This window comes from Mangrovimonas sp. TPBH4, from assembly GCF_001280505.1.
Classification (GTDB): domain Bacteria; phylum Bacteroidota; class Bacteroidia; order Flavobacteriales; family Flavobacteriaceae; genus Mangrovimonas_A.
This window is the reverse complement of the sequence record NZ_LBIO01000055.1, coordinates 96,483-123,403: the sequence shown is the minus strand read 5'-3', so window position 1 is coordinate 123,403 and position 26,921 is coordinate 96,483. Positions and strand designations below refer to the sequence as shown.

Below are 26,921 nucleotides of genomic sequence, written 5' to 3'. Positions count from 1 at the left end.
AGGAAACAAATATGGAAAAGTTTACAACATTAAAATCAAGAGCCATTCCGTTGGCCATTGAAAATATAGATACCGATCAAATCATCCCTGCGCGTTTTTTAAAAGCAACAGACAAGCAGGGATTTGGCGACAACGCCTTTAGAGATTGGCGTTTTGACAAACATGGAAAACTCAATGCAGAATTCCCTTTAAACGATCAAAAATACACGGGAAGCATTTTGGTTGCTGGTGATAATTTTGGATGTGGTTCCAGTCGAGAGCATGCCGCCTGGGCTTTGGTAGGTTATGGATTTAAAGTAATCGTCTCAAGTTTTTTTGCTGATATCTTTAAAGGAAATGCCTTGAACAACGGGCTATTGCCGGTTCAAGTGAGCGAGACCTACCTAGAAACCTTATTGAGCACGATCAAGGCAAATCTCGAAACCGAACTCATCGTTGATTTAGAAAATCAAACCATTGGGATTAAAGACAGTGATCAACAAGAAAGCTTTGAAATTGACGCTTACAAAAAAACCTGTATGATCAATGGCTATGATGATATTGATTATTTATTAAGTAAAAAAGAAGCCATTGAGGCTTTTGAATTAAGTAGAACAAACTAACAATTAGAGAAGGCAACAAACGAGCCTTCACATAAAGAAATGAAATTAGATATTGCTGTTTTATCAGGAGATGGAATTGGTCCAGAAGTGACCGATCAGGCAATTAAGGTGTTAAAGGCAATTGCACAGGAGTTTGACCATAGCTTTAGGTTCAAACCTGCGCTTGTCGGTGCCATTGCAATAGACGAAACGGGGAATCCTTTACCAGATACCACTTTAGACATTTGCAAACATAGTGATGCCGTTTTATTTGGAGCCATTGGCGACCCAAAATACGACAATGATCCTTCTGCAAAAGTACGTCCGGAACAAGGCTTGCTTAAACTTAGAAAAGAACTTGGGTTGTTTGCCAATATTAGACCTGTAAAAGCTTATGACAGTCTCGTAGGAGCCTCTCCCCTAAAAGATGAAAAAATTAAAGGAACAGACATTAGCATATACCGAGAATTAACTGGGGGTATTTATTTCGGAGACAAATATTTAAGTGATGACGGCAACACTGCATCCGATCTTTGTTTGTATACACGTGAAGAAATTGAACGCATTGCCCATTTGGCCTTTAAGGCAGCCCAAACTAGAAATAAGAAACTCACCTTGGTAGACAAGGCCAATGTGTTGGAATCCTCCCGCCTATGGAGAAAAGTGGTGACTGAGCTCTCTGCTTCTTATCCAGATGTGACTTTAGACTTCTTGTTCGTCGATAATGCTGCCATGCAAATGATTCTGAATCCAAAACAGTTTGATGTTATTTTAACCGAAAATATGTTTGGCGACATCATCAGTGATGAGGCTAGTGTTATTGGAGGCTCCATTGGCCTTTTGGCCTCGGCCTCTGTAGGAAAAAAACATGCTATGTTTGAGCCAATCCATGGCTCATATCCTCAAGCTAAAGGAAAAAACATTGCCAACCCAGTTGCATCTATTTTGTCCGCTGCGATGTTATTGGATCATTTTGGATTGAATGACGAAGCAGAAATGATTAGAAATGCAGTTGAAAAATCGATTCAATTAGAAATAATGACCCCAGATTTGAACAGAAAATATAATAACATTACAACGTCTAAGGTTGGTGATTTTGTAGAAGATTTCATCAACAATCCTAAAGACAGTAATATTAATTTCACTAACATCCATTTGGGTCAGTCTACAATAATTTAAAAACGTTTACCTTCTTTAGGATTTAAAGGCACTCAATTCTTGAGTGCTTTTTTGTTTCCAAAAATTGACATAAAAAATCATTTCCACACAATTATGACACCATTTTGGCGAGGGGTTTTCTAATAGATTTAGTAATTTTAAGGATTCAGAAAAAATAATTCTATGGAAATTCTAGGAATCGATGTCGGCGGATCGGGCATCAAGGGAGCATTGGTTAATACCATAACGGGGGAGCTTGTGAGTAAAAGATATAGAATCCCCACCCCTACATCCCGAAAACCGGAAGATATGGCCAACGTGTTTGCACAAATTGTTAAGCATTTTGATTATTCCGGGCCTATTGGTTGTGGATTTCCCAGCATTATCAAACATGGTATTTGCAAAGCCTCCGGCAACCTTCATGAAGAATGGGACCACATAAATGTTGAGGAATTATTTTCTAAAAAAGTCCATTTACCTGTTACCGTCATCAACGATGCCGATGCCGCTGGATATGCCGTTATGAATTATGGCATTGGGCAGGGAAAACCCGGATTGGTGCTTACCATTACCATTGGCACAGGGCTGGGCAGCGGAGCCTTTTTCAATGGCGCCTTAATTCCAAATTTTGAAATGGGGCAAATCCCATATAAAAATTACAAAAAAATTGAAAGTTGGGCCGCAGCCTCCGTAAAGAAACAGAAGAATTTAAGCTTTAAAAAATGGGGTAAACGTTTCAATACTTTTCTTGGTCTGGTTGAAACTCTGGTATGTCCTGATTTGATCATTCTTGGCGGCGGCACTTCGGATGACTTCGACAAATTCAAAAAACACATTACCATTGAAACTCCAGTAGTTCCTGCTCATTTGGGTAACCATGCAGGTATTATTGGTGCCGCTTGTGCGGCCACACACCAAATCCCAAAAACGTATTAGACTACCTTGCGAATTTAGCCTTGATATCCTCCAAACGTAAATTCCCCATGCTTCCAACATGGGTATGTTGTTTGGAAGTGTCTGGTGTATAAGTTCCCTCCTGTACCTGCTTACCAATAACCTGGTAAGCTTCTCTAAAACTCATGCCGTTTTCAACCAAAGTATTCATATTGTCTACCGTAAAGAGGTAGCGATACTTGGAATCATTCAAATCAATATCCTTTACTTCTACCTGCTGAATAGCATAGTTAAAAATATCCAACAAATCCTTCACATCCTCTATTCCCGCTATGATAGATTCCTTCAACAATTGGTAATCTCTATGGTAACCACTGGGAAGGTTATTTGTAATCAAAGTCATTTCGGTTTGAAGCGCTTGAATTTTATTGCATTTGCCACGAAGCAATTCGAAAACATCGGGGTTTTTCTTATGAGGCATGATGCTGCTTCCTGTGGTCAATTCATCTGGAAATGAAATGAAACCAAAATTCTGGCTCATATACAAACAAATATCCATTGCAAAACGCGCCATGGTGTTACTTAAGCCTCCTAAAGCAGCCGCAATGGTTCGCTCACTCTTGCCTCGGCTCATTTGCGCTGCCACCACATTGTATTTTAGAGTTTCAAATTGAAGTTCTTTGGTTGTAAATTCCCTGTCAATTGCAAAGGAACTTCCATAACCAGCAGCCGAGCCCAACGGATTTTGATCCACTGTTTTTAAGGCCGCCTGCAACATATAACTGTCATCAACCAAAATCTCGGCATAGGCAGAAAACCACAATCCAAACGAAGATGGCATTGCCACCTGCAAATGCGTGTAACCAGGCAACAGTTTATCCTTATGGGTATTGGCCAAGTCCAAAAGTGACAAAAAGAACGCTTCTGTTTTTGATAGAATCTCCTGAATATTTTCCTTGTAATACAACTGTAAGGCTACTAAAACCTGATCGTTTCTAGAACGTGCTGTATGGATTTTTTTTCCTACTTCTCCATAAGTTTTGGTCAGTTCAAATTCTATTTTAGAATGCACATCTTCAAACTGGCCTTCAATTATAAATGTTCCCGCTTCTATTTGTTCCTTCAAATGTTGCAATCCTTCTTCCAACTGCTCAAGCTCTACCTCATTTAAAATTCCAATATGCTGCAACATTTTGGCATGTGCCAGAGATGCCAAAACATCATATTTTGCAATATGCAAATCTATTTCTCTATCGTTTCCTACGGTAAACTGTTCTATTTTTTTATCAATGGCCAAGCCTTTATCCCAGAGCTTCATAATACGTTATTTAGCAATTCAATATAAATCTTAATTCCTTCTTCAATTTCATGCAGATAAATAAATTCATCGGCAGAATGCGAGCGCGTACTGTCTCCAGGTCCCAATTTTAAAGATGGACAAGACAGCACAGCTTGGTCAGATAGCGTAGGTGACCCATAGGTTTCCCTTCCCAAAGCGATTCCAGCTTTCACCAAAGGATGCTCCACAGGTATGGAAGAAGAATTCAATCGTAAACTTCTCGGAACAATGCTATCGCATGGTGCTTCCTTCATCAAAATATCTGCAACTTCCTGATTGGTGTATTGGTCATTCACCCTCACATCCACAACTAAATCCACATTGGCAGGAATGGCATTGTGTTGTTTTCCACCATTAATTTGAGAAACGGTTAATTTCACTTCTCCTAAAGTTTCGGACACCTTTTCAAATTGAAACCTTTGAAACCATTCCAACACCTTAATGGTATTGTATATGGCATTATCATCATTTGGATGCGCGGCATGGCTTGGGGTTCCTTTTACCACGGCATCAAATACCACCAATCCCTTTTCTGCAACGGCTAAATTCATAAGTGTTGGTTCGCCTACAATAGCGACATCCACCTCCGGAATAATCTCCAGCATGCTATTCAAGCCATTAGGTCCGCTACTTTCTTCTTCCGCAGAAGCCACAATCACCAAGTTATATTTTAAATCTTCTTTCGCATAGAAATAGGTGAAGGTTGCCAAAAGTGATACCAAACAACCTCCTGCATCATTACTTCCCAAACCGTAAAGCTTACCATCCTCTACAATGGCCTCAAAAGGATTTTTGGTGTAACCGCTATTTGGTTTTACAGTATCGTGATGGGAATTGAGCAACAAGGTTGGTTTGCTCTCGTCAAAATATTTATTGATAGACCATACATTATTGTTATCTCTTTTATAAGGAATATCATACCCTTTGAACCAAGTCTCTATATGCGTTGCTGTTTGGTCCTCCTCTGAAGAATAAGAAGGAGAGGCAATGAGCTCTTTCAACAAAGTTATGGCATGCTGTGTCAGTTCTTGAATCATTTGGTAATTGTTGTAAATTTTGTGGTAGCTTGGGTTAACATGTTTGGTTTACCAATGCAAACCTTGGTTACATTCTTGTTAATTGCATGAAAACAATTATTTAATTTAGGCAGCATTCCATCGGCAATAATCCCTTCTGAAAGCAAGTTTTGATAAATTGGTTCGGTGATGGTTTCAATTACAGAATCATCATCATTCACATCACGTAATACACCATTTTTCTCAAAACAATAATATAGTTCTACATTGTACTTTTCAGCAAAACCGATTGCCAATTCCGAAGCAATGGTATCTGCATTGGTGTTGAGCAAACTCCCCTGTGAATCATGGGTAATGGCACAAAATATTGGAGCAATATCTTGCCCCATCAACAACTCCAAAATTTCGGTATTTACGGTTTCAACATCACCTACAAATCCGTAATCGATATCTTTTACAGGACGTTTTACAGAAACAATGGTGTTTCCGTCAGCACCTGTAAAACCAATGGCATTACAGCTAAGCGACTGAAGTTTTGCCACAATATTTTTATTGATTTTTCCTCCGTATACCATCGTGATGATGTCCAATGTTTCGGCATCCGTGATACGTCTACCTTGCACCATTTTCACTTCCACCTCCATCTTTTGAGCCAATTGAGAAGCTAATTTCCCTCCACCATGCACCAATAATTTTGGAGATTCCATCCTTGAAAATTGCTCTAAAAATGCATCTAAAGCCTTAGAATCGTCTATAATGTTTCCTCCTATTTTTACAATTTTAAGCGTTTCCATTAATTCAGATTTTCTAAAATTTGCTTCAATACTATTTGTGCGGCAAAAGTTCTGTTATTGGCCTGCTGCATCACGATGGATTGACCACCATCCAAAACTGCATCTTCAACCACCATATTTCTACGTACTGGTAGACAGTGCATAAACTTGGCCTTACCAAGTTTTTCAGCAGTCATCATCCAATTAGGGTCTGTATTCAACACTTTTCCGTAGTCATTAAAATTGCTCCAGTTTTTTACATATACAAAATCGGCTTCGGCTAAGGCTTCTTCCTGATTATAGATAATTGGCACATCTTTGGTGATATTGGAATCTAACTCATACCCTTCTGGATGCGTAATTTGAAAATCGACATCCATTCGCTGCATCATAGATGCAAATGAATTGGCCACCGCTTGAGGCAAAGCTTTGGGGTGCGGTGCCCAAGACAAGACCACTTTGGGCCGTTTTGTCTCTGTAAATTCCGAAATAGTCACGGCATCGGCCAAAGCCTGCAAGGGATGCGCCGTGGCGCTCTCCATATTGACAATTGGTACCGTGGCGTATTTTTCAAAACTTTTTAAGATATATTCCGACTGATCCTTTACTTTATTGGTCAAACTTGGAAATGCTCTTACCGCAATAATATCGGCGTATTGCGAAATCACTTGAGCCGCTTCCTTAACATGTTCTGAAGTATTGGCATCCATTACCGTTCCGTCCTCAAACTCCAACTGCCAAGCCTCATTAACATTAAGAGACATCACTTCCATACCAAGATTCCTGGCTGCCTTTTCCGTACTTAAACGCGTTCGCAAACTTGCATTAAAAAAGAGCATCACCAAGGTCTTGTGCTTTCCCAAACCATGATATTCGAAAGGTGTCATTTTCAACAAAATGGTTTCTCTTATCAAACTATCAAGATCAGTAATATCGCTTATGTCGGTATACTTTTTCATCTATAATTCGCTTTTCAAAGCTGTTAAAAACTGGTCGATATGTTGTTTTTGCACCGTTAGTGGTGGCAAAATCCTGATTAAGTTTGGATTATTGGCACTTCCAGTGAAAATTTTATATTTATGAATCAACTGTTTGCGCAAATCGGCCACCTTAAAATCGAACTCTAAACCAAGCATCAAGCCTCTCCCTTTGATATTCTTCAGACCTTTGAGAGATTGTGCTTGCTCTATAAAATAGTCTGAAACTTCCTTTACATTATTCATCAAATTTTCATGTTCCAAGACCTTTAATACTGCCAAAGAAGCCGCGCAAGCTAAGTGATTTCCACCAAAAGTAGTTCCCAACATTCCAAAAGATGCTTCAAATTTTGGGTGGATCAAAATCCCTCCAACAGGAAAACCATTCCCCATCCCCTTCGCCAATGAAATGACATCTGGAGTTATCCCGTGTTTTTGGAACGCGAAGAAATCCCCAGTTCTCCCAAAGCCACTTTGCACCTCATCGGCAATTAAAAGCGTATTGTATTGTTGACACAACTTTTCTAGGCCTTTGTAAAACTCCGTGGTGCTTTCGTCCAATCCCCCAACACCCTGAATGCATTCAACAATCACGGCACAGGTTTCATTTCTAGCTAGGATAGCTTCTACAGCTTCCAAATCTCTCAACTCGACAAAATCCACTTGCTGTTGCGCATTTAATGGCGCTACAATTTTAGGATTGTCTGTTGCTGCAACCGCTGCCGAAGTTCTTCCGTGGAAGGAATTTTTAAAAGCTAAAATTCGCTCCTTCCCGTTATGGAAAGAGGCCAACTTCAAAGCATTTTCATTAGCCTCAGCTCCTGAATTGCACATGAACAATTGGTAATCTGAACATCCAGACACCCTTGCTAATGTTTCCGCCAATTCCTCCTGCAATGGATTTTGAATGGCATTGCTATAAAAGCCCAATTGGGCCACTTGATTTGAAATAGCATTAACATATTCGGAGTGGGAATGCCCAATAGAAATTACAGCATGCCCGCCATAAAGATCTAAATATTCGGTTCCGTTGTCATCATATACAAGGACATCTTTCGCCTTAACTGGAGTGATATCAAACAACGGATAGACCTTAAACAAACTCATATTTGTTCTTTTTTAATATTGTTGATTTTGTTAAATGAGGCTACCATACCTTGAATTAAGGAGGAACTCAAACCTTTGTGTTCCATCTCGTTAAGACCTTCAATAGTACAACCTTTTGGCGTGGTTACTTTGTCGATTTCTTCCTCTGGATGATGTCCGTTGTTAATCAACAAACTAGCCGCTCCTTCAGACGTATACATAGCCAGTTCTTGAGCCTCTTCAGCATCAAACCCCAATTGAATGGCCGCCTGGGTAGTAGCGCGAATCAAACGCATCCAAAAAGCAATACCACTAGCACAAACCACAGTGGCTGCCTGCATTTGGGTCTCTGGAATAGTTAAGGTATGTCCCAATCTTTTAAATATAGCTTCGGCTACCTTAATACGCTTGGCACCTTGTTCGTTACTACATAAACAGGTCATAGATTTCCCAACAGCAATGGCCGTATTAGGCATGGCTCTGATGATAAAATGGTTCTCCCCTACAATGGCTTCAATCCTAGAAATGGTGTATCCTGTTATGGTTGAAATTAACACATGTTTTTCAGTCAGGTAGGGTGCAACCTCTTTCAAAATAGCTTCCAAATGGGACGGTTGCACTGCAAAAATAAGAATATCGGAATGCTTCACTGCCAACACATTGTCGTTGGTGGTGGTAACCCCTTTGTATCCTTCAAATTCTGAAAGTGCCTCCACATGCCTTCTTGTTAAAAACAAAGTTGTAACGGCATTGGTAGTGATTAACCCTTTGGCAATAGATTGCCCTAAATTACCTGATCCAATAACGGCTAATTTCATAGACTTATATGTTTAAAAATAATTCGCTTTTAAATTCAATCCTTCGGTCTCAAAAAATCCATGCATCAAGTTCATATTCTGGATTGCCTGACCGGAAGCTCCTTTCAGCAAATTATCAATGATACTTGTTACCAACAGCATTCCATCATGCTTGTGCAAATGCACAAAACAATTATTGGTATTTACTACCTGCTTTAGGTGCAATGGATTTTGGGATACGAAAGTAAAGGCATCGTCCTTATAACAGGCTTCATACAGCTCCTTAGCTTCTTCCAAATCACCATCAAATTTGGTGTAGGCCGTAGCGAAAATTCCTCTTGAAAAATCCCCTCTGTTAGGCATAAACAAAATATTGGAATCAAAACTTGATTGCAGTTGTTTTACCGACTGGTTGATTTCTCCCAAATGTTGATGTGTAAAAGGCTTATAATATGAAAAGTTGTTGTCTCTCCATGTAAAATGTGTGGTATCGGACAGAGATGTTCCTGCTCCAGTAGCCCCTGTTACGGCATTTACATGCACATCATCATGCAATTTCCCTGCACTAGCCAAAGGCAACAAAGCCAATTGAATGGCCGTAGCAAAACATCCTGGATTCGCAATATAATCAGCTTTTCTAATGTCTGCCTTGTTCAATTCTGGAAGTCCGTACACAAAGGTTTTCCCATGAAAGGTCTTGTCGGCTTCCAATCTAAAATCATTACTTAAATCAATAATCTTTGTATGATCAGCAAACTGATTATTTTCCAAAAACGCCTTAGAATTCCCATGCCCCAAACACAAGAACAGCACATCTACTTCAGGATTGATGGTGCTTGAAAACTTCAAATCCGTGGTGCCCAACAAATCTTGGTGAACGGCACTTACAGGGTTGCCTGCATTGGATGTACTATAAATAAAATCGATTTTGGTTTCCGAATGGTTCAACAGCAATCTAATGAGTTCTCCTGCTGTATACCCTGCGCCACCAATAATTCCAGTTCTAATCATGATTCTGAATTTACTTGGCGATAGATTTTGTTCTGGTTACCAAAGATTTTGATAAATCCTTTGGCATCATCGGCAGTCCATCCCTTGTTCATTTCTCCGTAACTTCCAAACTTGGCATTCATTAAATCATGAGCAGATTCAATACCGTCCAAGGTAAAGTGATATGGTTTCAAACTTACAGTAACATCTCCAGAGACTTGCTCTTGACTGCTTTCCAAAAAAGCTTCAATGTTTCTCATCACTGGGTCCAAATACTGTCCTTCATGCAAATGCATCCCATAAAAACTTGTCAAATACTCTTTATGTTGTAACTGCCATTTGGTCAAAGTGTGCTTTTCCAACAAATGATGAGCCTTAATGGTAATTAAGGCCGCTGCAGCTTCAAATCCTACACGCCCCTTGATTCCTACAATGGTATCTCCAACGTGAATGTCTCTTCCTATGGCGAAAGGCGCCGCCAAATCATTCAATATTTGAATATTCTTTTCAGGCGTATTTTCTTTTCCATTTACGGCAGTCAACTCCCCTTTTGTAAACGTCAGAATTACTTTTTCATCTCCTTCTTTTTGCAACTGCGAAGGATAGGCGTGCTCTGGCAAAGGCTTGCCTGATGTTAAGGTTTCCTCGCCACCAACACTCGTCCCCCAAAGCCCTTTATTTACCGAATATTTCGCTTTTTCCCAAGACATTTCAATACCATTACTTTTTAGGTAATCGATTTCTTCCTGTCTTGATAGTTTTTGGTCCCTGATAGGTGTAATGATTTCAATTTCTGGAGCCAAAGTTTGGAAAATCATGTCAAAACGCACTTGGTCGTTTCCTGCCCCTGTACTTCCATGAGCAATATATTTAGCCCCTATGGATTTGGCATATTCAATGATTTCAATAGCCTGAATAATTCTTTCGGCACTCACAGAAAGAGGGTAGCTATTGTTTTTTAACACATTTCCGAACACAAGATATTTTACAACCTTATTATAAAAGGTGGCAATGGCATCAATATTTTTATAGGTAGACACTCCCATTTTATAGGCATTGGCTTCAATGTGCGCTATTTCTTCCTTTGTAAAACCTCCCGTATTCACACTTACGGCATGCACATCATAGCCCGCCTTTGACAAACTTACTGCACAGTAGGACGTATCCAATCCGCCACTGTACGCAATTACTAACTTCTTACTCATTATTTCTCCTTTTTTAAAAACAGGTTCTCCTTAATGCTCTTTAACCTTTTATATACCTTTGTTTTAATCTGCTTTTTTTCCTCTACTTGCTTTTTGGGATCATACAACATCCCTGTACACAAGCACATTTTTTGCTCTGTTCGCTGTAACACATCGTAGTTTTTACAAGTTTGGCAACCATTCCAAAAGGTTTGGTCGTCCGTCAATTCAGAAAAGGTCACAGGTTTATAGCCCAGTTCACTGTTCATTTTCATAACAGCCAAACCTGTGGTGATACTAAATACTTTTGCGTCTGGGAATTTGGTCCTGGAATGCTCAAAAATCTTTGCTTTAATTTTTTTTGCCATGCCATGCCCTCTATAATCAGGATGGACAATTAAACCGGAATTGGCTACAAACTTACCGTGGCCCCAGGCCTCGATATAACAAAACCCTACAAATTTATCCTCGTCCAAAGCAATTACGGCATTACCATTTTCCATTTTGGTAATGATATATTCTGGGGTTCGCTTTGCAATACCTGTACCGCGAACCTTCGCTGATTCTGAAATAGTTTCGGCTATTAACGTTGCGTAAACCGCATGAGATTTATCTGCTATAACAATCTTCATTGCCTTTCTTTTTATTAAAAATATTAAATAAATGTTTTGAAAACGGAATCGGACTCACCTAAAATTCCAAGATAGGACCACACCCTTACGGGCGGCGGTTAAAAACAACACGTAGCCTAAGACTGCTGCGGAAAGCAGTAATAGAAGTTTTAAAGAATGTTATTTGTGCTGTTTTTTTCAATTTTAAAAAATAATAAATGAATGTATGCTTAATGACTTAAATGTAGAATACCACTAAACACGGCGGGGTTTGCTATACAGCAAACAGCGACCAATTACATCATTATTATTTTTTAATTTTTGCATGCCACAAATTTATAACATTATTTAATACAGAATTCATTTGCCCATTAGTTTTTAATAATTATTATGATTTTTTTAAGCGAAAGGGGCAAATATTATGAAGATTCCATCCCTAAAAAGGGACAGAATCTTTTTCACAAAGCATTAAAGAATATAGTCTGTACTCACAAAATTGGAAGCTTTGGAGTCCAGCAAATTGTTCAAAATCGCATTGTTATAGTCGTTATCCTTAGAGGCCACAAAAGTCCTTATGGAAAACGAACGAAGCGCATCGTGCACACTCAATGTTCCTACTGCAGAATCCTTTCTACCTGTAAATGGATATACATCTGGCCCTCTTTGGCAAGAACTGTTCAAATTCACACGGCACACCAAATTCACCAAGGTATCGATAAGCGGCGCCAGAGTTTTCACATCACTACCAAACAAGCTTACCTGCTGTCCATAGTTGGAATCGGCAATATCATCCATTGGCTCTTCAATATCTTTAAAGGAAAGCACTGGAATTACCGGACCAAATTGTTCCTCCTGAAAAACTCTCATTTCTTTGTTTATAGGGTAGAGCACGGCAGGAAAAATATAGTTATCGGTGGTTTCACCTCCCTTGGCATTGACAATTTCAGCACCTTTATTTACGGCATCATCAATAAGCTCTTGAATATACTCCGGTTTACCTGGTTCCGGAAGCGGAGTTAACTGTGCTCCCTTATCCCATGGATTTCCATAATTAAGAGCATCCACTTTTTCAGAAAAACGTCTATTGAATTCCCCCACAATGTCTTCATGCACGTACACTACTTTTAATGCAGTACAACGTTGTCCGTTAAAAGACAGAGTCCCTGAAATACATTCTGAAATGGCCAAATCCAAATCCGCATCCTTCAAAATAATTGCCGGGTTTTTAGCCTCCAAACCCAATACCAATCGTAATCTGTTTTGTCTTGGGTGATGGCTTTGCAGTGCATTTGCCGATTTGCTGTTGCCTATCAAGGCCAATACATCAATTCGGCCCGTTTCCATAATAGGCGTTGCCACCGTACGGCCACGCCCATAAAGGATGTTCACCACCCCTTTCGGAAAACTATTTTGAAACGCCTCCAAGAGTGGCGACAATAACAAAACCCCATGCTTGGCTGGCTTAAATATAGTGGTATTTCCCATCATGATTGCGGGAATCAACAAAGCAAAAGTTTCATTCAACGGATAATTATACGGACCCAAACACAACACGATTCCCAAAGGCCCACGACGAATATGGGCATGAACGCCATCGTGCTTTTCAAACTTGGCACTATCCCGATCCATTTGCTTGTAATCTTCAATAGTATCATAGATATACTCTACGGTTCTATCAAATTCCTTTTGGGAATCCGGTAAATTCTTTCCAATCTCCCACATCAATAATTTAACTACCTCATCTCGCTTGGTTTTCATTTGCTCAACAAATTTTTCCATACAGGCAACGCGATTGGCAACTTTCATGGTTGGCCACAAGCCCTGTCCTTTTCCATAAGCATCGCAAGCCGCATCAAGAGCTTCCAAAGCCTCCGTTTTTCCTAAGGTTGGGATACTCCCCAATAAGGTAGGTTGATAATCTTCGGTGGAAGAAATGGTAGAATACACATTTGACGTTTCACCATTCCATTTTTTTAACTCGCCCCCTACCAAATATGTGTTTTGATGTACGAGATTTTTAATTTGATACTGTTTTGGAATTTCTGTAAACGTAGACGTCATAATATAATAGTTTTTTAGTGAAGAATGCTTTGCATAAAGATACAATAAAGTACTCTTCCAAGCATTACTTAAAAGCTATTTAAGCTATACTAAAAACTGAAATAAATCCGGTTTGTTATTGAGGTAATCGCCATAGAATTTATGCAGTTTCATCTTGGTAATCAAGGGCTCCAAATCCTGAGGAGATTTCAACTCAATCCCCACAACTGCCGAACCATTATCACGATTGGATTTTTTAGTGTACTCAAAGTGCGTAATGTCATCGCCAGGCCCTAAAATATCTACCACAAATTCCTTAAGCGCTCCTGCCCTTTGAGGGAATTTCACAATGAAATAATGCTTCAAATTTGAATATAACAAGGCGCGCTCCTTAATTTCGGCCATACGGGTGATATCGTTATTACTTCCACTCACCACGCATACTACATTTTTACCTTTTATTTTATCGGCATAAAAACTGAGAGCAGCAATACTCAAGGCGCCTGCAGGCTCCACTACAATGGCTTCTTTATTGTAGAGTTCCAAAATGGTTTGACAAATTTTCCCCTCTGGAACTGTGATAACGTCATCCAAATTCTGCCGACAGATTTCAAAGGTTTTATCCCCGACTTTTTTAACAGCAGCTCCATCCACAAAATTCTCAATATGTTTAAGCTTGGTATTTTTATTGTTCCGTAAGGAAACCGACATTGAAGGCGCGCCTTCTGGCTCTACACCAATGATTTTGGCATTTGGTGACAATTCCTTAAAAACGCTTGACAAACCTGAAGCCAATCCACCACCACCAATAGGCACAAACACATAATCTATCGGTTCTTTTGCCTGTTGAATGATTTCCAAACCAACGGTAGCCTGTCCTTCAATGACTTTTTCATCATCAAAAGGATGTATAAATGTTTTGTTCGACTGCTCCTGTTCTTGGATTGCCGCAGCGTAGGCATCATCAAAAGTATCGCCTTCCAACACCACTTCAATATAATCTTCACCAAACATTTTAACCTGATCGATTTTCTGCTTTGGTGTAGGAGCCGGCATAAAAATGCTCCCTTTAATTTTCAACAATCTGCAGGACAAGGCGACTCCCTGAGCATGGTTACCAGCACTTGCACAAACCACCCCGTTTTCAATTTCAGAATCCTTGAGTTGCGCCATTTTATTGTAAGCCCCCCTAATTTTATAGGAACGTACCAACTGTAAATCCTCTCTTTTGAATAATATATCGCTCCTGAATTCCCTTGAATAAAACATATTGGAAGTAAGCGGCGTGTGATGGACAACAGATTGCAATTTATCTGCCGCCGCTTTTACCGCTTCCAATGTTGGGAAATAGGTTGTGGTTGTATTTTCCATACTTTTAATTTCTGCTTACATTCTACTTAAGACAACACTGCTTCATTGACTTCCGCTGTCTTTATCACTTTCATGGCCGTCATGGCACTTCTCAACCTTTTACCAACCGTTTCTATCGGATGATTTCTAATTACGTCATTAACGACAATTAGTTCTAAATTATCAACCGCATTGGATTTTGAAAATGCTTTCCCTACCACATTCACTGAAACGGTTTCCATAAACCCTTTTAGCAGAGGTTTTGCTGCATGGTCAAACAAGTAACAACCATACTCAGCAGTATCTGAAATCACACGGTTCATTTCATACAATTTCTTTCTCGCAATGGTATTGGCTATCAATGGCAATTCATGCAAAGACTCGTAATACGCAGAATCTGCAATAATACCGGCACTCACCATAGTTTCATATGCCAACTCAACCCCAGACTTTACAAAAGCCACCATTAAAGTACCATGATCAAAGTATTCTTGTTCTGAAATATGATTAGGTGTTAATGATGTTTTCTCAAAATTTGTTTCAGCTGTGGCTGCTCTCCATTTCAAAAGATTTACGTCATCATTAGCCCAATCTTCCATCATGGTTTTCGAGAATTCTCCAGAAATAATATCATCCATATGCCTTTCAAACAAAGGCTTCATGATGGTTTTCAATTCTTCAGACAACCTGTAAGCTTCAATTTTGGCTGGATTGGAAAGTCGGTCCATCATATTGGTAATTCCACCGTGTTTCAATGCTTCCGTTATGGTTTCCCAACCATACTGAATCAATTTTGCTGCATATTCCTCATCAACACCTTCCTCAACCATTTTATCAAAACATAAAATAGAACCTGTTTGCAGTACGCCGCACAAGATGGTTTGCTCTCCCATTAAATCACTCTTTACCTCAGCAACAAAGGAAGATTCCAAAACCCCAGCACGATGCCCCCCAGTAGCCACGGCATAAGCCTTTGCCTGAGCCAAGCCTTTTCCTTCAGGATCATTTTCAGGATGCACTGCAATAAGTGTTGGCACACCAAATCCTCTTTTGTATTCCTCACGAACTTCAGTTCCCGGACATTTTGGCGCCACCATAATTACGGTAAGATCTTTACGCACCTGAGTGCCTTCTTCAACAATATTAAATCCATGTGAATACGACAAGGTTGCTCCTTCCTTCATCAATGGCATCACCCCATTCACTACATTGGTATGCTGTTTATCAGGTGTTAGGTTCAAGACCAAATCGGCATCTGGAATGAGCTCTTCATAAGTTCCTACGGTAAATCCATTTTCCACAGCCTGTTTATACGAAGCACGCTTTTCAGCAATTGCTTGCGGTCTTAAGGCATAAGAAATATCCAACCCGGAATCTCTCATGTTCAATCCTTGATTCAATCCCTGAGCTCCACAGCCCACAATCACTACTTTTTTATCTTTTAAAACGTTTATGCCATCCTCAAATTCCGAGGCATCCATAAAACGACATTTTCCTAATTGCTCTAATTGTTTTCTTAATGAAAGTGTGTTAAAATAATTTGACATTGCTTTATATGTTTTAATTGCTGAATGCTGCTAGCATTTCTGATATTTTCATTTCGTCTTTGGTTACGGCAATCCTTCCTGAACGGACAAATTGCATGATTCCAAAAGGAATTAATTGGTTGTATATTTCCTCAATTTCATTGCGCCTTCCAGATTTTTCTAGTACAAAAAATTTCTTGTTCACGGTCACAATATTGGCGCCGCTGTCCTTGATAATATTTTGGATTTCGCGCTCCTCAAATAGTAAATCTGATTTGATTTTGAACAAACAGGATTCCTGATAAATGGTATCTTCATCCTTATGGTAATAAGCCTTAATAACCTCTACCTGCTTTTCAATTTGCCCAACAATTTTCTTGATTTGCTCTTCTGAAACTTTGACCACTATAGTCCATCGAGACACCCCCTTAATTTCAGATACCGAAGAGACAATACTTTCAATATTGACATGTCTTCGTTGAAAAATGGCCGAAATCCTGTTGAGCAAGCCAATGTTGTTTTCGGTATAAATTGAAACTGTATATGTATGAATTGTTTTTTCCATAATTAACTTAATCTTACGTCCGACACTGAAGCTCCCGTAGGAATCATCGGGAATACATTATCCTCTTTTTCCACACAAACCTCCAAGAAATAAGGCCCTTCGCTGCCCATCATTTCAGCAACTGCATCCTTTAACCCTTCTCGCTTAGTGACTTTTTTAGCTTCTATATAATAGCCTTTTGCAATGGAGACAAAATCAGGGTTGATCATCTCCGTGGAAGCATAGCGCTTATCAAAAAACAATTGCTGCCACTGTCTTACCATGCCTAAAAACTCGTTGTTCAATACCACAATTTTTACAGGTAAACGCTGCTGAAATATGGTTCCCAGCTCCTGAATGGTCATTTGAAAGCCTCCATCTCCAATAATGGCCACCACTTCCCTTTCGGGTGCAGCCATTTTAGCACCAATAGCCGCAGGTAGTGCAAACCCCATGGTTCCCAAACCGCCTGAAGTAATATTGCTTTTGGATTTATTGAATTTCGCATAACGACAGGCAATCATTTGATGTTGCCCTACATCACTTACTATTGCAGCATCTCCTTTACTCTGCTCATTAATTTCTTTCAACACCTCTCCCATCGTCAACCCTTCCTTAGTAGGATACAAATCTTTTTTTATCACCTTTTCAAACTCCACAACGTGTAGCTTTTTAAACTCGTCATGCCACTGCTCATGATTCTTTTGATCCAATAAAGGAAGTAAAGCCGCCAAAGTTTCTTTGGCATTTCCCAAAACAGCAATATCTGTTTTAACGTTCTTGTCCACTTCCGCAGGATCAATTTCAAAATGAATGACCTTAGCCTGTTTTGCATAAGTAGCCAAGTTACCGGTAACACGATCATCGAAACGCATCCCTATTGCAATCAATACATCACATTCATTGGTTAATTTGTTGGGTGCATAATTGCCATGCATTCCCACCATTCCAACATTTAATGGATGATCCGTAGGAATGGCAGAAGCTCCCAAAATAGTCCACGCCGAAGGAACACCTGACTTTTCAACAACAGCCTTAAACTCCTCTTCTGCTTGACCAAGGATTACCCCTTGTCCCCAAACAATCATTGGTTTTTTTGCTGAATTGATCAATTCAGCGGCAGCTTTCACCTTTTCCAAATCCATTTTTGGAATCGGTGTATAACTTCTTATTCCAGTACATTTTTTATACTTAAAATCAAATTTCTCGAATTGTGCATCCTTGGTAATATCAATCAATACCGGCCCTGGACGCCCGCTTCTGGCGATGTAAAACGCTTTAGCCAAGACCTCAGGAATGTCTTCCGCTCTCGTGACTTGATGATTCCATTTGGTCACAGGCGTTGAAATTCCTATAATATCAGTTTCCTGAAAGGCATCACTTCCCAACAAATGCGAAGCCACCTGCCCCGTAATGCACACCATAGGCGTAGAATCAATTTGTGCATCTGCAATGCCGGTAATCAAGTTGGTAGCGCCTGGACCCGAGGTCGCCATGGCAACACCAACCTTTCCCGAAATGCGCGCATAACCTTGAGCCGCATGGGCAGCGCCCTGCTCATGCCTCGTCAAGACATGATGCAGTTGGCCTCTGTATTTATATAATTCATCATACACAGGCATAATCGCCCCTCCAGGATAGCCATAAATGGTATCTACACCTTCCTCCAACAAACAGCGCACAATGGCTTCACAGCCCGAAATGCGCTCCGTAGTTGCTACAGTTACTTTTTGTTCTTTCAATGTTTCTGTATTCATAGTCTCAACTCATGTTAAAAAAGACCCGCATGGAAACTAAAATTCATCGGTCACACATCCTTTGGAAGCAGACGATACGGTTCTTGCATATTTATACAGCACCCCTCTATCAAACTTTAATTTAGGCGCCTTCCATTGTTTTCTTCTTTCTTGCAATTCTTCTTCCGAAACTTCCAACATAATGGCATTAGTTTCAGCATCTATAGTGATTAAATCACCGTCTTTCACTAAAGCGATATTCCCACCCTCTTGAGCTTCTGGTGTGATATGCCCCACTACAAAACCATGGGTTCCACCCGAAAATCTTCCATCGGTAATCAAGGCAACATCTTTACCCAATCCAGCACCGATAATAGCAGCCGTTGGTTTCAACATTTCGGGCATTCCAGGACCTCCTTTAGGACCTTCATACCGAATCACCACCACATCGCCTTTTTCAACCTTACCGTCTCGAATCCCATCATTGGCAGCATATTCCCCATCAAACACCTTGGCTTTCCCAACAAAACTCAGTCCTTCTTTCCCGGTAATCTTGGCTACACTACCTTCCGAAGCCAAATTGCCATAAAGCATACGTAAGTGTCCTGAAATTTTTATAGGACTTTCCAAAGATTTGATGACATCTTGATCGGGAGATAAATCTGGTACGTCCAAAAGATTTTCTGCAAGCGTTTTTCCTGTTACCGTCAAACAATCCCCATGCAGCAATCCTTTTTTCAATAAATATTTTAACACGGCCGGGATACCGCCCACCGCATGCACATCTTCCATCAAATATTTTCCGCTAGGCTTCAAATCGGCCAAAAACGGCGTGTTATCACTAATTTTCTGAAAGTCCTCTAGTGTGAATTCTATCCGGGCTGCTCTAGCAATTGCCAAGAAATGCAGCACCGCATTAGTAGAACCTCCAAGAATGGTCACCAACCTTATGGCATTCTCAAGAGACTTTTTGGTAATGATATCCGAAGGTTTAATATCCTTTTCCAACAGCAAACGCATGGCCTCACCTGCTCTAATCGATTCATCTTTTTTCTCCTTACTCAAGGCAGGGTTGGAAGAATTATATGGAAGCGACATCCCCAAGGCTTCAATAGCCGAAGCCATGGTGTTGGCTGTATACATACCTCCGCAGGCACCAGCCCCCGGACAGGCCTTTTCCACAATACTTTGATATTCTGTTTCGGTCATGGTTCCCGCCACTTTACTTCCCCAAGCCTCAAAAGCAGAGACCACATCCAACTTCTTACCATTATGGCATCCAGAATCGATAGTTCCTCCATAAACCAAAATGGAAGGACGATTCAATCGAATCATGGCCATTAAAGCTCCAGGCATATTTTTATCACAACCTACGACTGTCACCAATCCATCATAACTCATCGCTTGAACTACCGTTTCCATGGAATCGGCAATGATATCTCTTGAAGGCAAAGAATATCTCATCCCTGGAGTTCCCATGGAAATTCCATCGCTCACCCCAATGGTATTGAATATCAAACCAACCACATCTTCGTTCTGGGTTCCTTGCTTCACCAATTTTGCCAAATCATTTAAATGCATATTACAAGGGTTACCTTCATAGCCGGTACTTGCAATGCCAATAATTGGCTTAAAAAAGTCTTCATTCGTCAATCCTATGGCGTGCAACATTGCTTGAGCCGCCGGTTGGGTAGGATCCTGAGTTACTGTTTTACTGTATTTATTAAGTTTATTCATTCCTATTATTATACTTCTCTCAATAATTAGTTCTAAATTAAAAGTTTGTGTTGTATGTTATTTTTTCGATTGCAACCCAAGGCTAAACTCAAGTGTATCAAATATAATTTAACTCATTGATTTACAGTCATTTAAACTCTTTACAATATGATGTTCAAAGCCTTAATTTTCCCCATAAAAAAAGCCTTCCCATTTGGGAAGGCTTTGACTTTAAATATTGACAACACAGCATTCCCTACCTCCGCGAAATAATCGCGATGATAATAATGGAAATGATATGTAATACGTTTCTATTCATGATGTTCATCAAATATCAATAATATTCAACAGGAATCCAAGCTTTTAGGCTTATTTCTTAAACCCTAGGCAAATCGTTATCATCCTTTAACGGCAGATCGGTAGCCCCCATTAAATACTTGTCAATATGATGGGCCGCTTGTCTTCCTTCTGAAATCGCCCAAACAATTAAAGATTGCCCTCTACGGGAATCACCTGCCGCAAATATTCCAGGTACATTGGTTTTATAATCGGAAACCGTAGCCTGAATATTACTTCTAAAATCGGTGTCCAAACCAAATTGTTCCACCAAAGTTTTTTCAGGTCCTGTGAATCCAAGGGCCAACAGCACCAAATCGCAGTCCCATTTTTTTTCTGTATCCGGAATTTCTTTTAACTGAGGACGTTCACCATCTTTAAAAATCCATTCTACCTCAACCGTTTTAAGACCTTTTAAGTTTCCGTTTTTATCCCCTAAAAACTCTTTGGTTGAAATACTAAAAAAACGCTCCACTCCTTCTTGGTGGGAAGAGCTTGTTTTCAACTTCATTGGCCAATAAGGCCAAGGCCGATTAGCCGGTCTACCAACTGAAGGCTTACTCAATATTTCAAAATTAACAACGGATTTTGCACCATGCCTATTGGATGTCCCAATACAATCGGACCCCGTATCTCCACCACCAATAACAATCACATTTTTATCTTTAGCACTCAAAATGTCATCAAACTCCAACTCCCCATCAACGTACTGATTGTTCATTTTTAAAAATTCCATAGCCTGATGCACCCCTTTTAAATGCGCCCCTTTTATAGGAATACCACGTCTCTCAGTAGCACCGTTACACAATAGAATGGCATCAAACTCATCTTTTAGGGTTTCCACACTTACATTTTCTCCTACATGGGCATTCACCTTAAAACTGATGCCTTCCTCTTCCAAAATGGCAATCCTTCTGTCAATGATTGATTTCTCCAATTTAAAATCCGGAATCCCATAACGAAGTAAACCACCCACTTTAGCATCCCGCTCAAAAACCGTTACGTTATGCCCAGCTCTGTTCAACTGTTGGGCCGCCGCTAATCCTGATGGCCCAGAACCAATTACCGCCACACTTTGCCCTGTTCGTACTTCAGGTGGATTGGCCACAATCCAACCTTCACGAAAAGCAGTTTCCACAATATTCTTTTCAATATTTTCAATCGTTACAGGATCCTCATTGATTCCCAACACGCAAGCTTCCTCACATGGCGCAGGACATAAGCGCCCTGTAAATTCAGGAAAATTGTTAGTAGCATGCAATATCCTTGCCGCTTCTTTCCATTTCCCTTTATAAACATTATCATTGAAATCGGGGATTAAATTCCCCAATGGGCAACCACTGTGGCAAAACGGGATACCGCAATCCATACAACGTGCCCCTTGATTTCTCAACATATCCTCCGCTAGAGGAATTGTAAATTCTTTATAGTTTTTAACCCGATCCTCAACATCGGTATATTTTTCAACCTCCCTTTCAAATTCCATAAATCCGGTAATCTTTCCCATAATCCTATTTCGTTACAAGGTTATTTTCATTTTCCAATCGTATCAATGCCTGTCTGTATTCCTCAGGCAGCACCTTAATAAATTTAGGCAATTCGCGCTCCCAATGTTCCAAAATACGCTGTGCCAAAGAACTCTGGGTAGCATTGTAATGATTTTCAATCAAACGCTTCAATTCTTGAACGTCTTCAGGGATTACCACGGGATCCAAATTCAAGCCTTCAGTATTACAATGCTTGACAAACGTTGCATTCTTATCGTATACATAAGCAATTCCTCCACTCATACCGGCTCCAAAATTTCGACCTACCTCGCCTAGTATTACGGCAATTCCCCCAGTCATATATTCACAACCATGATCACCAATACCTTCTACAACCGTTTTAACTCCTGAATTTCTCACACAAAAACGCTCTCCCGCTTTTCCGTTGATATACGCCTCACCGGAAGTAGCCCCATAAAAGGCCACATTTCCAACAATCACGTTTTCCTCAGGGACGATGGTTGCTTCATCCGGCACTTTCACCACCAATTTGGCTCCAGAAAGCCCCTTCCCTATATAATCATTGGTATTTCCGGTCACAATCAAACTCAAGCCATTGGTTGCAAACGCACCAAAACTCTGACCCGCAGAGCCTTTAAAGTTAATTTTTAAGGTATTTTCCGGTAAGCCTTGAGCTCCGTAAATCCTTGAAATTTCATTACTCAATATAGCTCCAACTGCTCGATCTTCATTGGTTATTTTAAAATCCAAGATGGTTTTCTCCTTTCGGAACAAGGCAGGGTGCGCCTGACTGATAATTTCGAAATCCAATGATTTTTCCAAATGATGATCTTGCTTACAGGTATTATACAGCTTGGTCCCCTCTTCAACTTCTACTTTATGCAGAATAGGAGATAAATCGATGCCATGAGCTTTATAGTAATCAATAGCTTTATTTCTATCCAATTTTTCCACTCTTCCCACCATTTCATCTACCGTTCTAAAGCCTAGCTTCGCCATAATCTCCCGAAGCTCTTGAGCCACGAAATACATAAAGTTGACCACATGCTCTGGCTTTCCTTTGAATTTTTTGCGTAATTCTGGATTTTGGGTGGCAATGCCCACCGGACATGTATTTAAATGGCACACACGCATCATGATACAACCAGAAGCCACCAAAGGAGCGGTTGCAAATCCAAACTCTTCGGCTCCAAGTAAACAAGCTATCGCGACATCTCTTCCGGTTTTCAACTGCCCATCACACTCCACAACAATTCTGTTGCGCAGGTCATTCATCACCAAAGTCTGTTGAGTTTCAGCAAGCCCTAATTCCCACGGGAGTCCCGCATGTTTCAGGGAAGTTAACGGGGACGCCCCAGTTCCTCCATCGTAGCCAGAAATCAATACCACGTCTGCTTTTGCCTTGGCAACACCCGCAGCTACGGTACCCACACCAACTTCCGACACCAATTTTACATTGATACGCGCTTCACGATTCGCGGATTTCAAATCATAAATCAATTGCGACAAATCTTCAATGGAATAAATATCGTGATGTGGTGGCGGGGAAATCAACCCAACATACGGCGTTGAGTTTCTGGTTTTGGCAATTTCAGGATTCACTTTTGGCCCAGGCAATTGCCCGCCTTCTCCGGGTTTGGCCCCTTGCGCCATTTTTATCTGAATCTCTTGGGCATTAGTCAAATAATTGGAGGTTACTCCAAAGCGACCTGAGGCCACTTGCTTGATAGCACTGTTCTTCCAGTCGCCATTGACATCTTTATAGAAACGCTCTTCATTTTCTCCACCTTCACCGGAATTACTTTTACCCCCAATACGGTTCATGGCAATGGCCAAGTTTTCATGCGCCTCCTTACTAATAGAACCATAGGACATGGCCCCTGTCTTGAAACGCTTCACAATATTAGTCCAAGGCTCTACTTCTTCCAATGGAATTGGATCGTAATTAGCAAATTCAAACAAGCCCCTAATGGTCATTAAATGCTTGGACTGATCGTTAATTATCCTAGAATACTCTTCGTATGTCTTGGGTTTATTACTTCTAACAGCCTCTTGGAGCTTCGCTACCGACAACGGGTTGAATAAATGCAGTTCACCATTTCTTCTCCAACGATATTGACCTCCAATTTCCAAATCAAGGTTAGCCGCAATATGTTTACTTAGATAAGCTTTTTGATAACGTTTGTTGATTTCTTTTTCCAATTGGTGCAAATCCACACCTTGAATTCTGGTAGCAGTTTTCGGGAAGTACTTCTCAACCACATCTGTATTAATGCCAATACATTCAAACAGTTGTGATCCTCTGTAAGAATTCAGTGTAGAAATTCCAATTTTGTTCATCACCTTCAAAATCCCTTTTCCAACGGCTTTGTTATAGTTATTGATGGCCTGTAAAGGATCAATTGAAGAATCATTCAAATCTTCTATTTGATCTTCAATAATTTCATTTACCATATAGGGATTGATGGCACTGGCCCCATAACTAAATAACATTGCAAAATGATGTACCTCTCGAGGTTCGGCAGATTCTACTATGATGCTCGTTTGGGAACGTTTTCCTAATTTATATAGTCCGCTATTCACATAGGAGCAGGCTAAAAGCGCTGGGATAGGCGCTTTCACTTCACTGGTATTTCTATCGGAAAGAATGATGATATTCGTTCCTTCCTCAATACATTTTGCAGCTTCCTTCAAAATATCCTCCAAGGCATCTTCCAAACCATTATGACCTTTACTAACATCATACAACATTGGAATTTGTTCCACCTTAAAATGAGGATTTTTATAACTTTTTATTTTATCCAAATCCTGTTTGGAAATCACCGGATTTTGGATTTTCAGTTTTTGACAGTGCTTTTCGTCAATTTCAAAAATATTGGAATCACTCCCCAAAGTGAGACTAATATCTGTAATCAATTCTTCGCGAATTCCATCCAAAGGCGGATTGGTAACCTGCGCGAACAACTGCTTGAAATAATTATAAATTAATTGCGGACGCTCAGAAAGCACCGCCAAGGGTGTATCACTCCCCATAGAGCCAATGGGCTCCTTACTGTTTTTTGCCATTGGTAAAATAATGGTATTGATATCCTCCTGAGTATACCCAAACACCACTTTACGCTTATCCAATGGCTCTTCATTGAAAAACACTGGACAATCATTGTATGGGATGTCCCGTAATTGAACCAAATTATTATCTATCCATTTGCGGTAAGGGTGCATGGCCGCAATACGTTCTTTAATCTCTTCGTCATTCACAATCCTCCCCTCCTTCATATTCACCAAGAACATTTTACCCGGCTCCAAACGCCCGTGATGCTCTACATTTTTAGGTTCAATTTCAATAACCCCGATTTCCGAGGACATGATAACATAACCGTCTTTGGTCACCGAATACCGTGACGGACGCAAGCCATTTCTATCCAGAACAGCTCCTATATAATCACCATCTGTAAAAGGTATGGATGCAGGTCCGTCCCAAGGCTCCATCAAACAAGAATTATATTCGTAAAACGCTTTTTTACTATCGGACATTTCAGGGTTTTTCTCCCATGCCTCCGGCACCAACATCATCATAACCTCTGGCAAGGAACGCCCTGTCATCAACAACAACTCCACTACCATATCCATAGAAGCCGAATCCGATTTTCCAGGAAGTACAATAGGCAGGATTTTTTTGATTTCTTCCCCAAACAATTCACTTTCCATCAATTCTTCCCTAGAATACATCCGGGAAATATTCCCTCTTAAAGTATTGATCTCACCATTATGGCACATATACCTAAAAGGTTGTGCCAAATCCCAAGTTGGGAATGTATTGGTTGAAAAACGCTGGTGCACCAATGCCAAACGAGTCACCAATAAAGGGTCGTTCAAATCTTTATAGAACAATTTGATGTCCTCAGGAATTAAAAGTCCTTTATATATAATGACCTTAGTGGACAAACTAGGCAGATAGAAAAATGCGCTTTCAGAAATCTTGGAGCCGATTATTTCGTGCTCCGTCTTTTTTCGGGCAATAAACAGTTTTACATTAAAGTGAAAATCACCTTGATTCTTATCACCTTTACCTATAAATATCTGTTTCACATATGGCTGGGTTACGGCGGCAATTTCACCAAGCACAGACTCATCCACCGGCACATCCCGCCATCCCAACACTTTGAGCCCCTGTTCTTCGACATGCTTTTCCAAAACTGAAATACAAAATTTGCGCTGATTTTCCTTTTTGGGCAAAAACACATTACTAACAGCATACTCCCGTTCCTTTGGCAACTTAAATTTACAGTTTGCCACAAAAAACTCATGTGGAATATCTACCAAAATTCCAGCGCCATCACCAGTCTTTCCATCGGCACTTACAGCACCGCGATGCTCTAGTTTCTCGAGTATCTGAAGTGCCTTATGAATAATGTCATTGGACTTGATTCCTTTTAAACTACATATAAATCCTGCGCCACAATTATCATGTTCAAATTCTGGCAAATACAGCCCCTGTTTCTTCAGCATAACCTTTAAATTTTAATGTAAATCGTTAGAGTTGGATTTACTAATATAGAAGAGAAAAACACATTAATAATAAAACACTTAGCATTATTATGATTTCATCAAATTAGAGCCCGTATAATTAGAATTACACAATTAGTACCTGAAATTATTAAAATTTACTCAATACAGTTTTACTACAAAAAAGCAATTTTAATTAAAAAGAACTCAAAATTTTATAAACTAACATGCGTTAACCTCATTTTTACCTCTG

20 protein-coding genes are annotated in these 26,921 nt (G+C 40.1%); 3 read left to right on the top strand and 17 right to left on the bottom strand.

What is annotated here, in order from left to right:
• Nucleotides 1-11 precede the first annotated feature (11 nt).
• The 3 genes from leuD to ppgK all read left to right on the top strand — a co-directional run bounded on the left by leuD (nt 12) and on the right by ppgK (nt 2,675).
• Complete coding sequence (leuD, locus tag ZA05_RS12535) at nt 12-602, top strand: 3-isopropylmalate dehydratase small subunit (protein ID WP_053992033.1); 591 nt, start codon at nt 12-14, stop codon at nt 600-602.
• Between the two features lie 39 nt (nt 603-641).
• Nucleotides 642-1,760: a 3-isopropylmalate dehydrogenase gene (gene leuB / locus ZA05_RS12530; protein WP_053992032.1), complete on the top strand. Its 1,119-nt coding sequence runs from the start codon at nt 642-644 to the stop codon at nt 1,758-1,760.
• Nucleotides 1,761-1,922: 162 nt separating this feature from the next.
• Nucleotides 1,923-2,675 carry a polyphosphate--glucose phosphotransferase gene (gene ppgK, locus ZA05_RS12525; protein ID WP_053992031.1) on the top strand — a complete coding sequence of 251 codons (753 nt, stop codon included), beginning with the start codon at nt 1,923-1,925 and terminating at the stop codon, nt 2,673-2,675.
• A gap of 1 nt (nt 2,676) precedes the next feature.
• Here the strand turns inward: ppgK and argH are convergent, their stop codons facing one another.
• The 17 genes from argH to gltB all read right to left on the bottom strand — a co-directional run bounded on the left by argH (nt 2,677) and on the right by gltB (nt 26,671).
• Nucleotides 2,677-3,951, bottom strand: a complete 1,275-nt coding sequence (argH, locus tag ZA05_RS12520) for an argininosuccinate lyase (protein WP_053992030.1) — start codon at nt 3,949-3,951, stop codon at nt 2,677-2,679.
• Nucleotides 3,948-5,009, bottom strand: a complete 1,062-nt coding sequence (locus ZA05_RS12515; RefSeq protein ID WP_053992029.1) for a M20 family metallo-hydrolase — start codon at nt 5,007-5,009, stop codon at nt 3,948-3,950. The genes argH and ZA05_RS12515 overlap by 4 nt, the downstream gene beginning before the upstream one ends.
• A complete protein-coding gene (gene argB, locus ZA05_RS12510) occupies nt 5,006-5,782 on the bottom strand; it encodes an acetylglutamate kinase (RefSeq protein ID WP_053992028.1) in 777 nt (258 codons plus the stop codon). The genes ZA05_RS12515 and argB overlap by 4 nt, the downstream gene beginning before the upstream one ends.
• Complete coding sequence (locus tag ZA05_RS12505; RefSeq protein WP_053992027.1) at nt 5,782-6,720, bottom strand: acetylornithine carbamoyltransferase; 939 nt, start codon at nt 6,718-6,720, stop codon at nt 5,782-5,784. The genes argB and ZA05_RS12505 overlap by 1 nt, the downstream gene beginning before the upstream one ends.
• Nucleotides 6,721-7,845 carry an aspartate aminotransferase family protein gene (locus tag ZA05_RS12500; RefSeq protein ID WP_053992026.1) on the bottom strand — a complete coding sequence of 375 codons (1,125 nt, stop codon included), beginning with the start codon at nt 7,843-7,845 and terminating at the stop codon, nt 6,721-6,723.
• Entirely contained in the window at nt 7,842-8,642 is an 801-nt protein-coding gene (gene proC, locus ZA05_RS12495; protein WP_053992025.1) for a pyrroline-5-carboxylate reductase, read from the bottom strand. The genes ZA05_RS12500 and proC overlap by 4 nt, the downstream gene beginning before the upstream one ends.
• A 12-nt stretch (nt 8,643-8,654) precedes the next feature.
• A complete protein-coding gene (argC, locus tag ZA05_RS12490) occupies nt 8,655-9,632 on the bottom strand; it encodes an N-acetyl-gamma-glutamyl-phosphate reductase (protein WP_053992024.1) in 978 nt (325 codons plus the stop codon).
• Entirely contained in the window at nt 9,629-10,816 is a 1,188-nt protein-coding gene (locus tag ZA05_RS12485; protein ID WP_053992023.1) for an argininosuccinate synthase, read from the bottom strand. The genes argC and ZA05_RS12485 overlap by 4 nt, the downstream gene beginning before the upstream one ends.
• On the bottom strand, nt 10,816-11,427 hold the full coding sequence (locus ZA05_RS12480) for a GNAT family N-acetyltransferase (RefSeq protein ID WP_053992022.1): 612 nt from the start codon (nt 11,425-11,427) through the stop codon (nt 10,816-10,818). The genes ZA05_RS12485 and ZA05_RS12480 overlap by 1 nt, the downstream gene beginning before the upstream one ends.
• A 447-nt stretch (nt 11,428-11,874) precedes the next feature.
• Nucleotides 11,875-13,467, bottom strand: coding sequence for an NADP-dependent glyceraldehyde-3-phosphate dehydrogenase (locus ZA05_RS12475; protein WP_053992021.1), 1,593 nt, complete (start codon nt 13,465-13,467; stop codon nt 11,875-11,877).
• Nucleotides 13,468-13,551: 84 nt separating this feature from the next.
• A complete protein-coding gene (gene ilvA, locus ZA05_RS12470) occupies nt 13,552-14,817 on the bottom strand; it encodes a threonine ammonia-lyase IlvA (protein ID WP_053992020.1) in 1,266 nt (421 codons plus the stop codon).
• Nucleotides 14,818-14,843: 26 nt separating this feature from the next.
• On the bottom strand, nt 14,844-16,343 hold the full coding sequence (ilvC, locus tag ZA05_RS12465; protein ID WP_053992019.1) for a ketol-acid reductoisomerase: 1,500 nt from the start codon (nt 16,341-16,343) through the stop codon (nt 14,844-14,846).
• A 13-nt stretch (nt 16,344-16,356) separates the two neighbouring features.
• Entirely contained in the window at nt 16,357-16,887 is a 531-nt protein-coding gene (gene ilvN, locus ZA05_RS12460; RefSeq protein ID WP_053978493.1) for an acetolactate synthase small subunit, read from the bottom strand.
• 2 nt (nt 16,888-16,889) lie between these two features.
• Nucleotides 16,890-18,623 (bottom strand): biosynthetic-type acetolactate synthase large subunit, encoded by a 1,734-nt coding sequence (gene ilvB / locus ZA05_RS12455; RefSeq protein ID WP_053992018.1) that lies wholly within the window; start codon nt 18,621-18,623, stop codon nt 16,890-16,892.
• Between the two features lie 36 nt (nt 18,624-18,659).
• Nucleotides 18,660-20,339: a dihydroxy-acid dehydratase gene (ilvD, locus tag ZA05_RS12450; protein ID WP_053992017.1), complete on the bottom strand. Its 1,680-nt coding sequence runs from the start codon at nt 20,337-20,339 to the stop codon at nt 18,660-18,662.
• Between the two features lie 355 nt (nt 20,340-20,694).
• Nucleotides 20,695-22,161, bottom strand: a complete 1,467-nt coding sequence (locus tag ZA05_RS12445) for a glutamate synthase subunit beta (RefSeq protein ID WP_053992016.1) — start codon at nt 22,159-22,161, stop codon at nt 20,695-20,697.
• A 4-nt stretch (nt 22,162-22,165) separates the two neighbouring features.
• Nucleotides 22,166-26,671: a glutamate synthase large subunit gene (gltB, locus tag ZA05_RS12440; RefSeq protein WP_053992015.1), complete on the bottom strand. Its 4,506-nt coding sequence runs from the start codon at nt 26,669-26,671 to the stop codon at nt 22,166-22,168.
• Between the last annotated feature and the right edge of the window lie 250 nt (nt 26,672-26,921).

Bases quoted from the DNA above. Each gene is read 5' to 3' on its own strand.
- ZA05_RS12505 (WP_053992027.1), bottom strand. From the start codon at position 6,720: ATGAAAAAGTATACCGACATAAGCGATATTACTGATCTTGATAGTTTG.
- ilvB (WP_053992018.1), bottom strand. From the start codon at position 18,623: ATGAATACAGAAACATTGAAAGAACAAAAAGTAACTGTAGCAACTACG.
- ZA05_RS12485 (WP_053992023.1), bottom strand. From the start codon at position 10,816: ATGAGTAAGAAGTTAGTAATTGCGTACAGTGGCGGATTGGATACGTCC.
- leuD (WP_053992033.1), top strand. From the start codon at position 12: ATGGAAAAGTTTACAACATTAAAATCAAGAGCCATTCCGTTGGCCATT.
- leuB (WP_053992032.1), top strand. From the start codon at position 642: ATGAAATTAGATATTGCTGTTTTATCAGGAGATGGAATTGGTCCAGAA.
- proC (WP_053992025.1), bottom strand. From the start codon at position 8,642: ATGAAATTAGCCGTTATTGGATCAGGTAATTTAGGGCAATCTATTGCC.
- argB (WP_053992028.1), bottom strand. From the start codon at position 5,782: ATGGAAACGCTTAAAATTGTAAAAATAGGAGGAAACATTATAGACGAT.
- ilvD (WP_053992017.1), bottom strand. From the start codon at position 20,339: ATGAATAAACTTAATAAATACAGTAAAACAGTAACTCAGGATCCTACC.
- ilvC (WP_053992019.1), bottom strand. From the start codon at position 16,343: ATGTCAAATTATTTTAACACACTTTCATTAAGAAAACAATTAGAGCAA.
- ilvN (WP_053978493.1), bottom strand. From the start codon at position 16,887: ATGGAAAAAACAATTCATACATATACAGTTTCAATTTATACCGAAAAC.
- ZA05_RS12480 (WP_053992022.1), bottom strand. From the start codon at position 11,427: ATGAAGATTGTTATAGCAGATAAATCTCATGCGGTTTACGCAACGTTA.
- argH (WP_053992030.1), bottom strand. From the start codon at position 3,951: ATGAAGCTCTGGGATAAAGGCTTGGCCATTGATAAAAAAATAGAACAG.
- ZA05_RS12475 (WP_053992021.1), bottom strand. From the start codon at position 13,467: ATGACGTCTACGTTTACAGAAATTCCAAAACAGTATCAAATTAAAAAT.
- argC (WP_053992024.1), bottom strand. From the start codon at position 9,632: ATGATTAGAACTGGAATTATTGGTGGCGCAGGGTATACAGCAGGAGAA.
- ZA05_RS12515 (WP_053992029.1), bottom strand. From the start codon at position 5,009: ATGATTCAAGAACTGACACAGCATGCCATAACTTTGTTGAAAGAGCTC.
- ZA05_RS12445 (WP_053992016.1), bottom strand. From the start codon at position 22,161: ATGGGAAAGATTACCGGATTTATGGAATTTGAAAGGGAGGTTGAAAAA.
- ilvA (WP_053992020.1), bottom strand. From the start codon at position 14,817: ATGGAAAATACAACCACAACCTATTTCCCAACATTGGAAGCGGTAAAA.
- ppgK (WP_053992031.1), top strand. From the start codon at position 1,923: ATGGAAATTCTAGGAATCGATGTCGGCGGATCGGGCATCAAGGGAGCA.
- gltB (WP_053992015.1), bottom strand. From the start codon at position 26,671: ATGCTGAAGAAACAGGGGCTGTATTTGCCAGAATTTGAACATGATAAT.
- ZA05_RS12500 (WP_053992026.1), bottom strand. From the start codon at position 7,845: ATGAGTTTGTTTAAGGTCTATCCGTTGTTTGATATCACTCCAGTTAAG.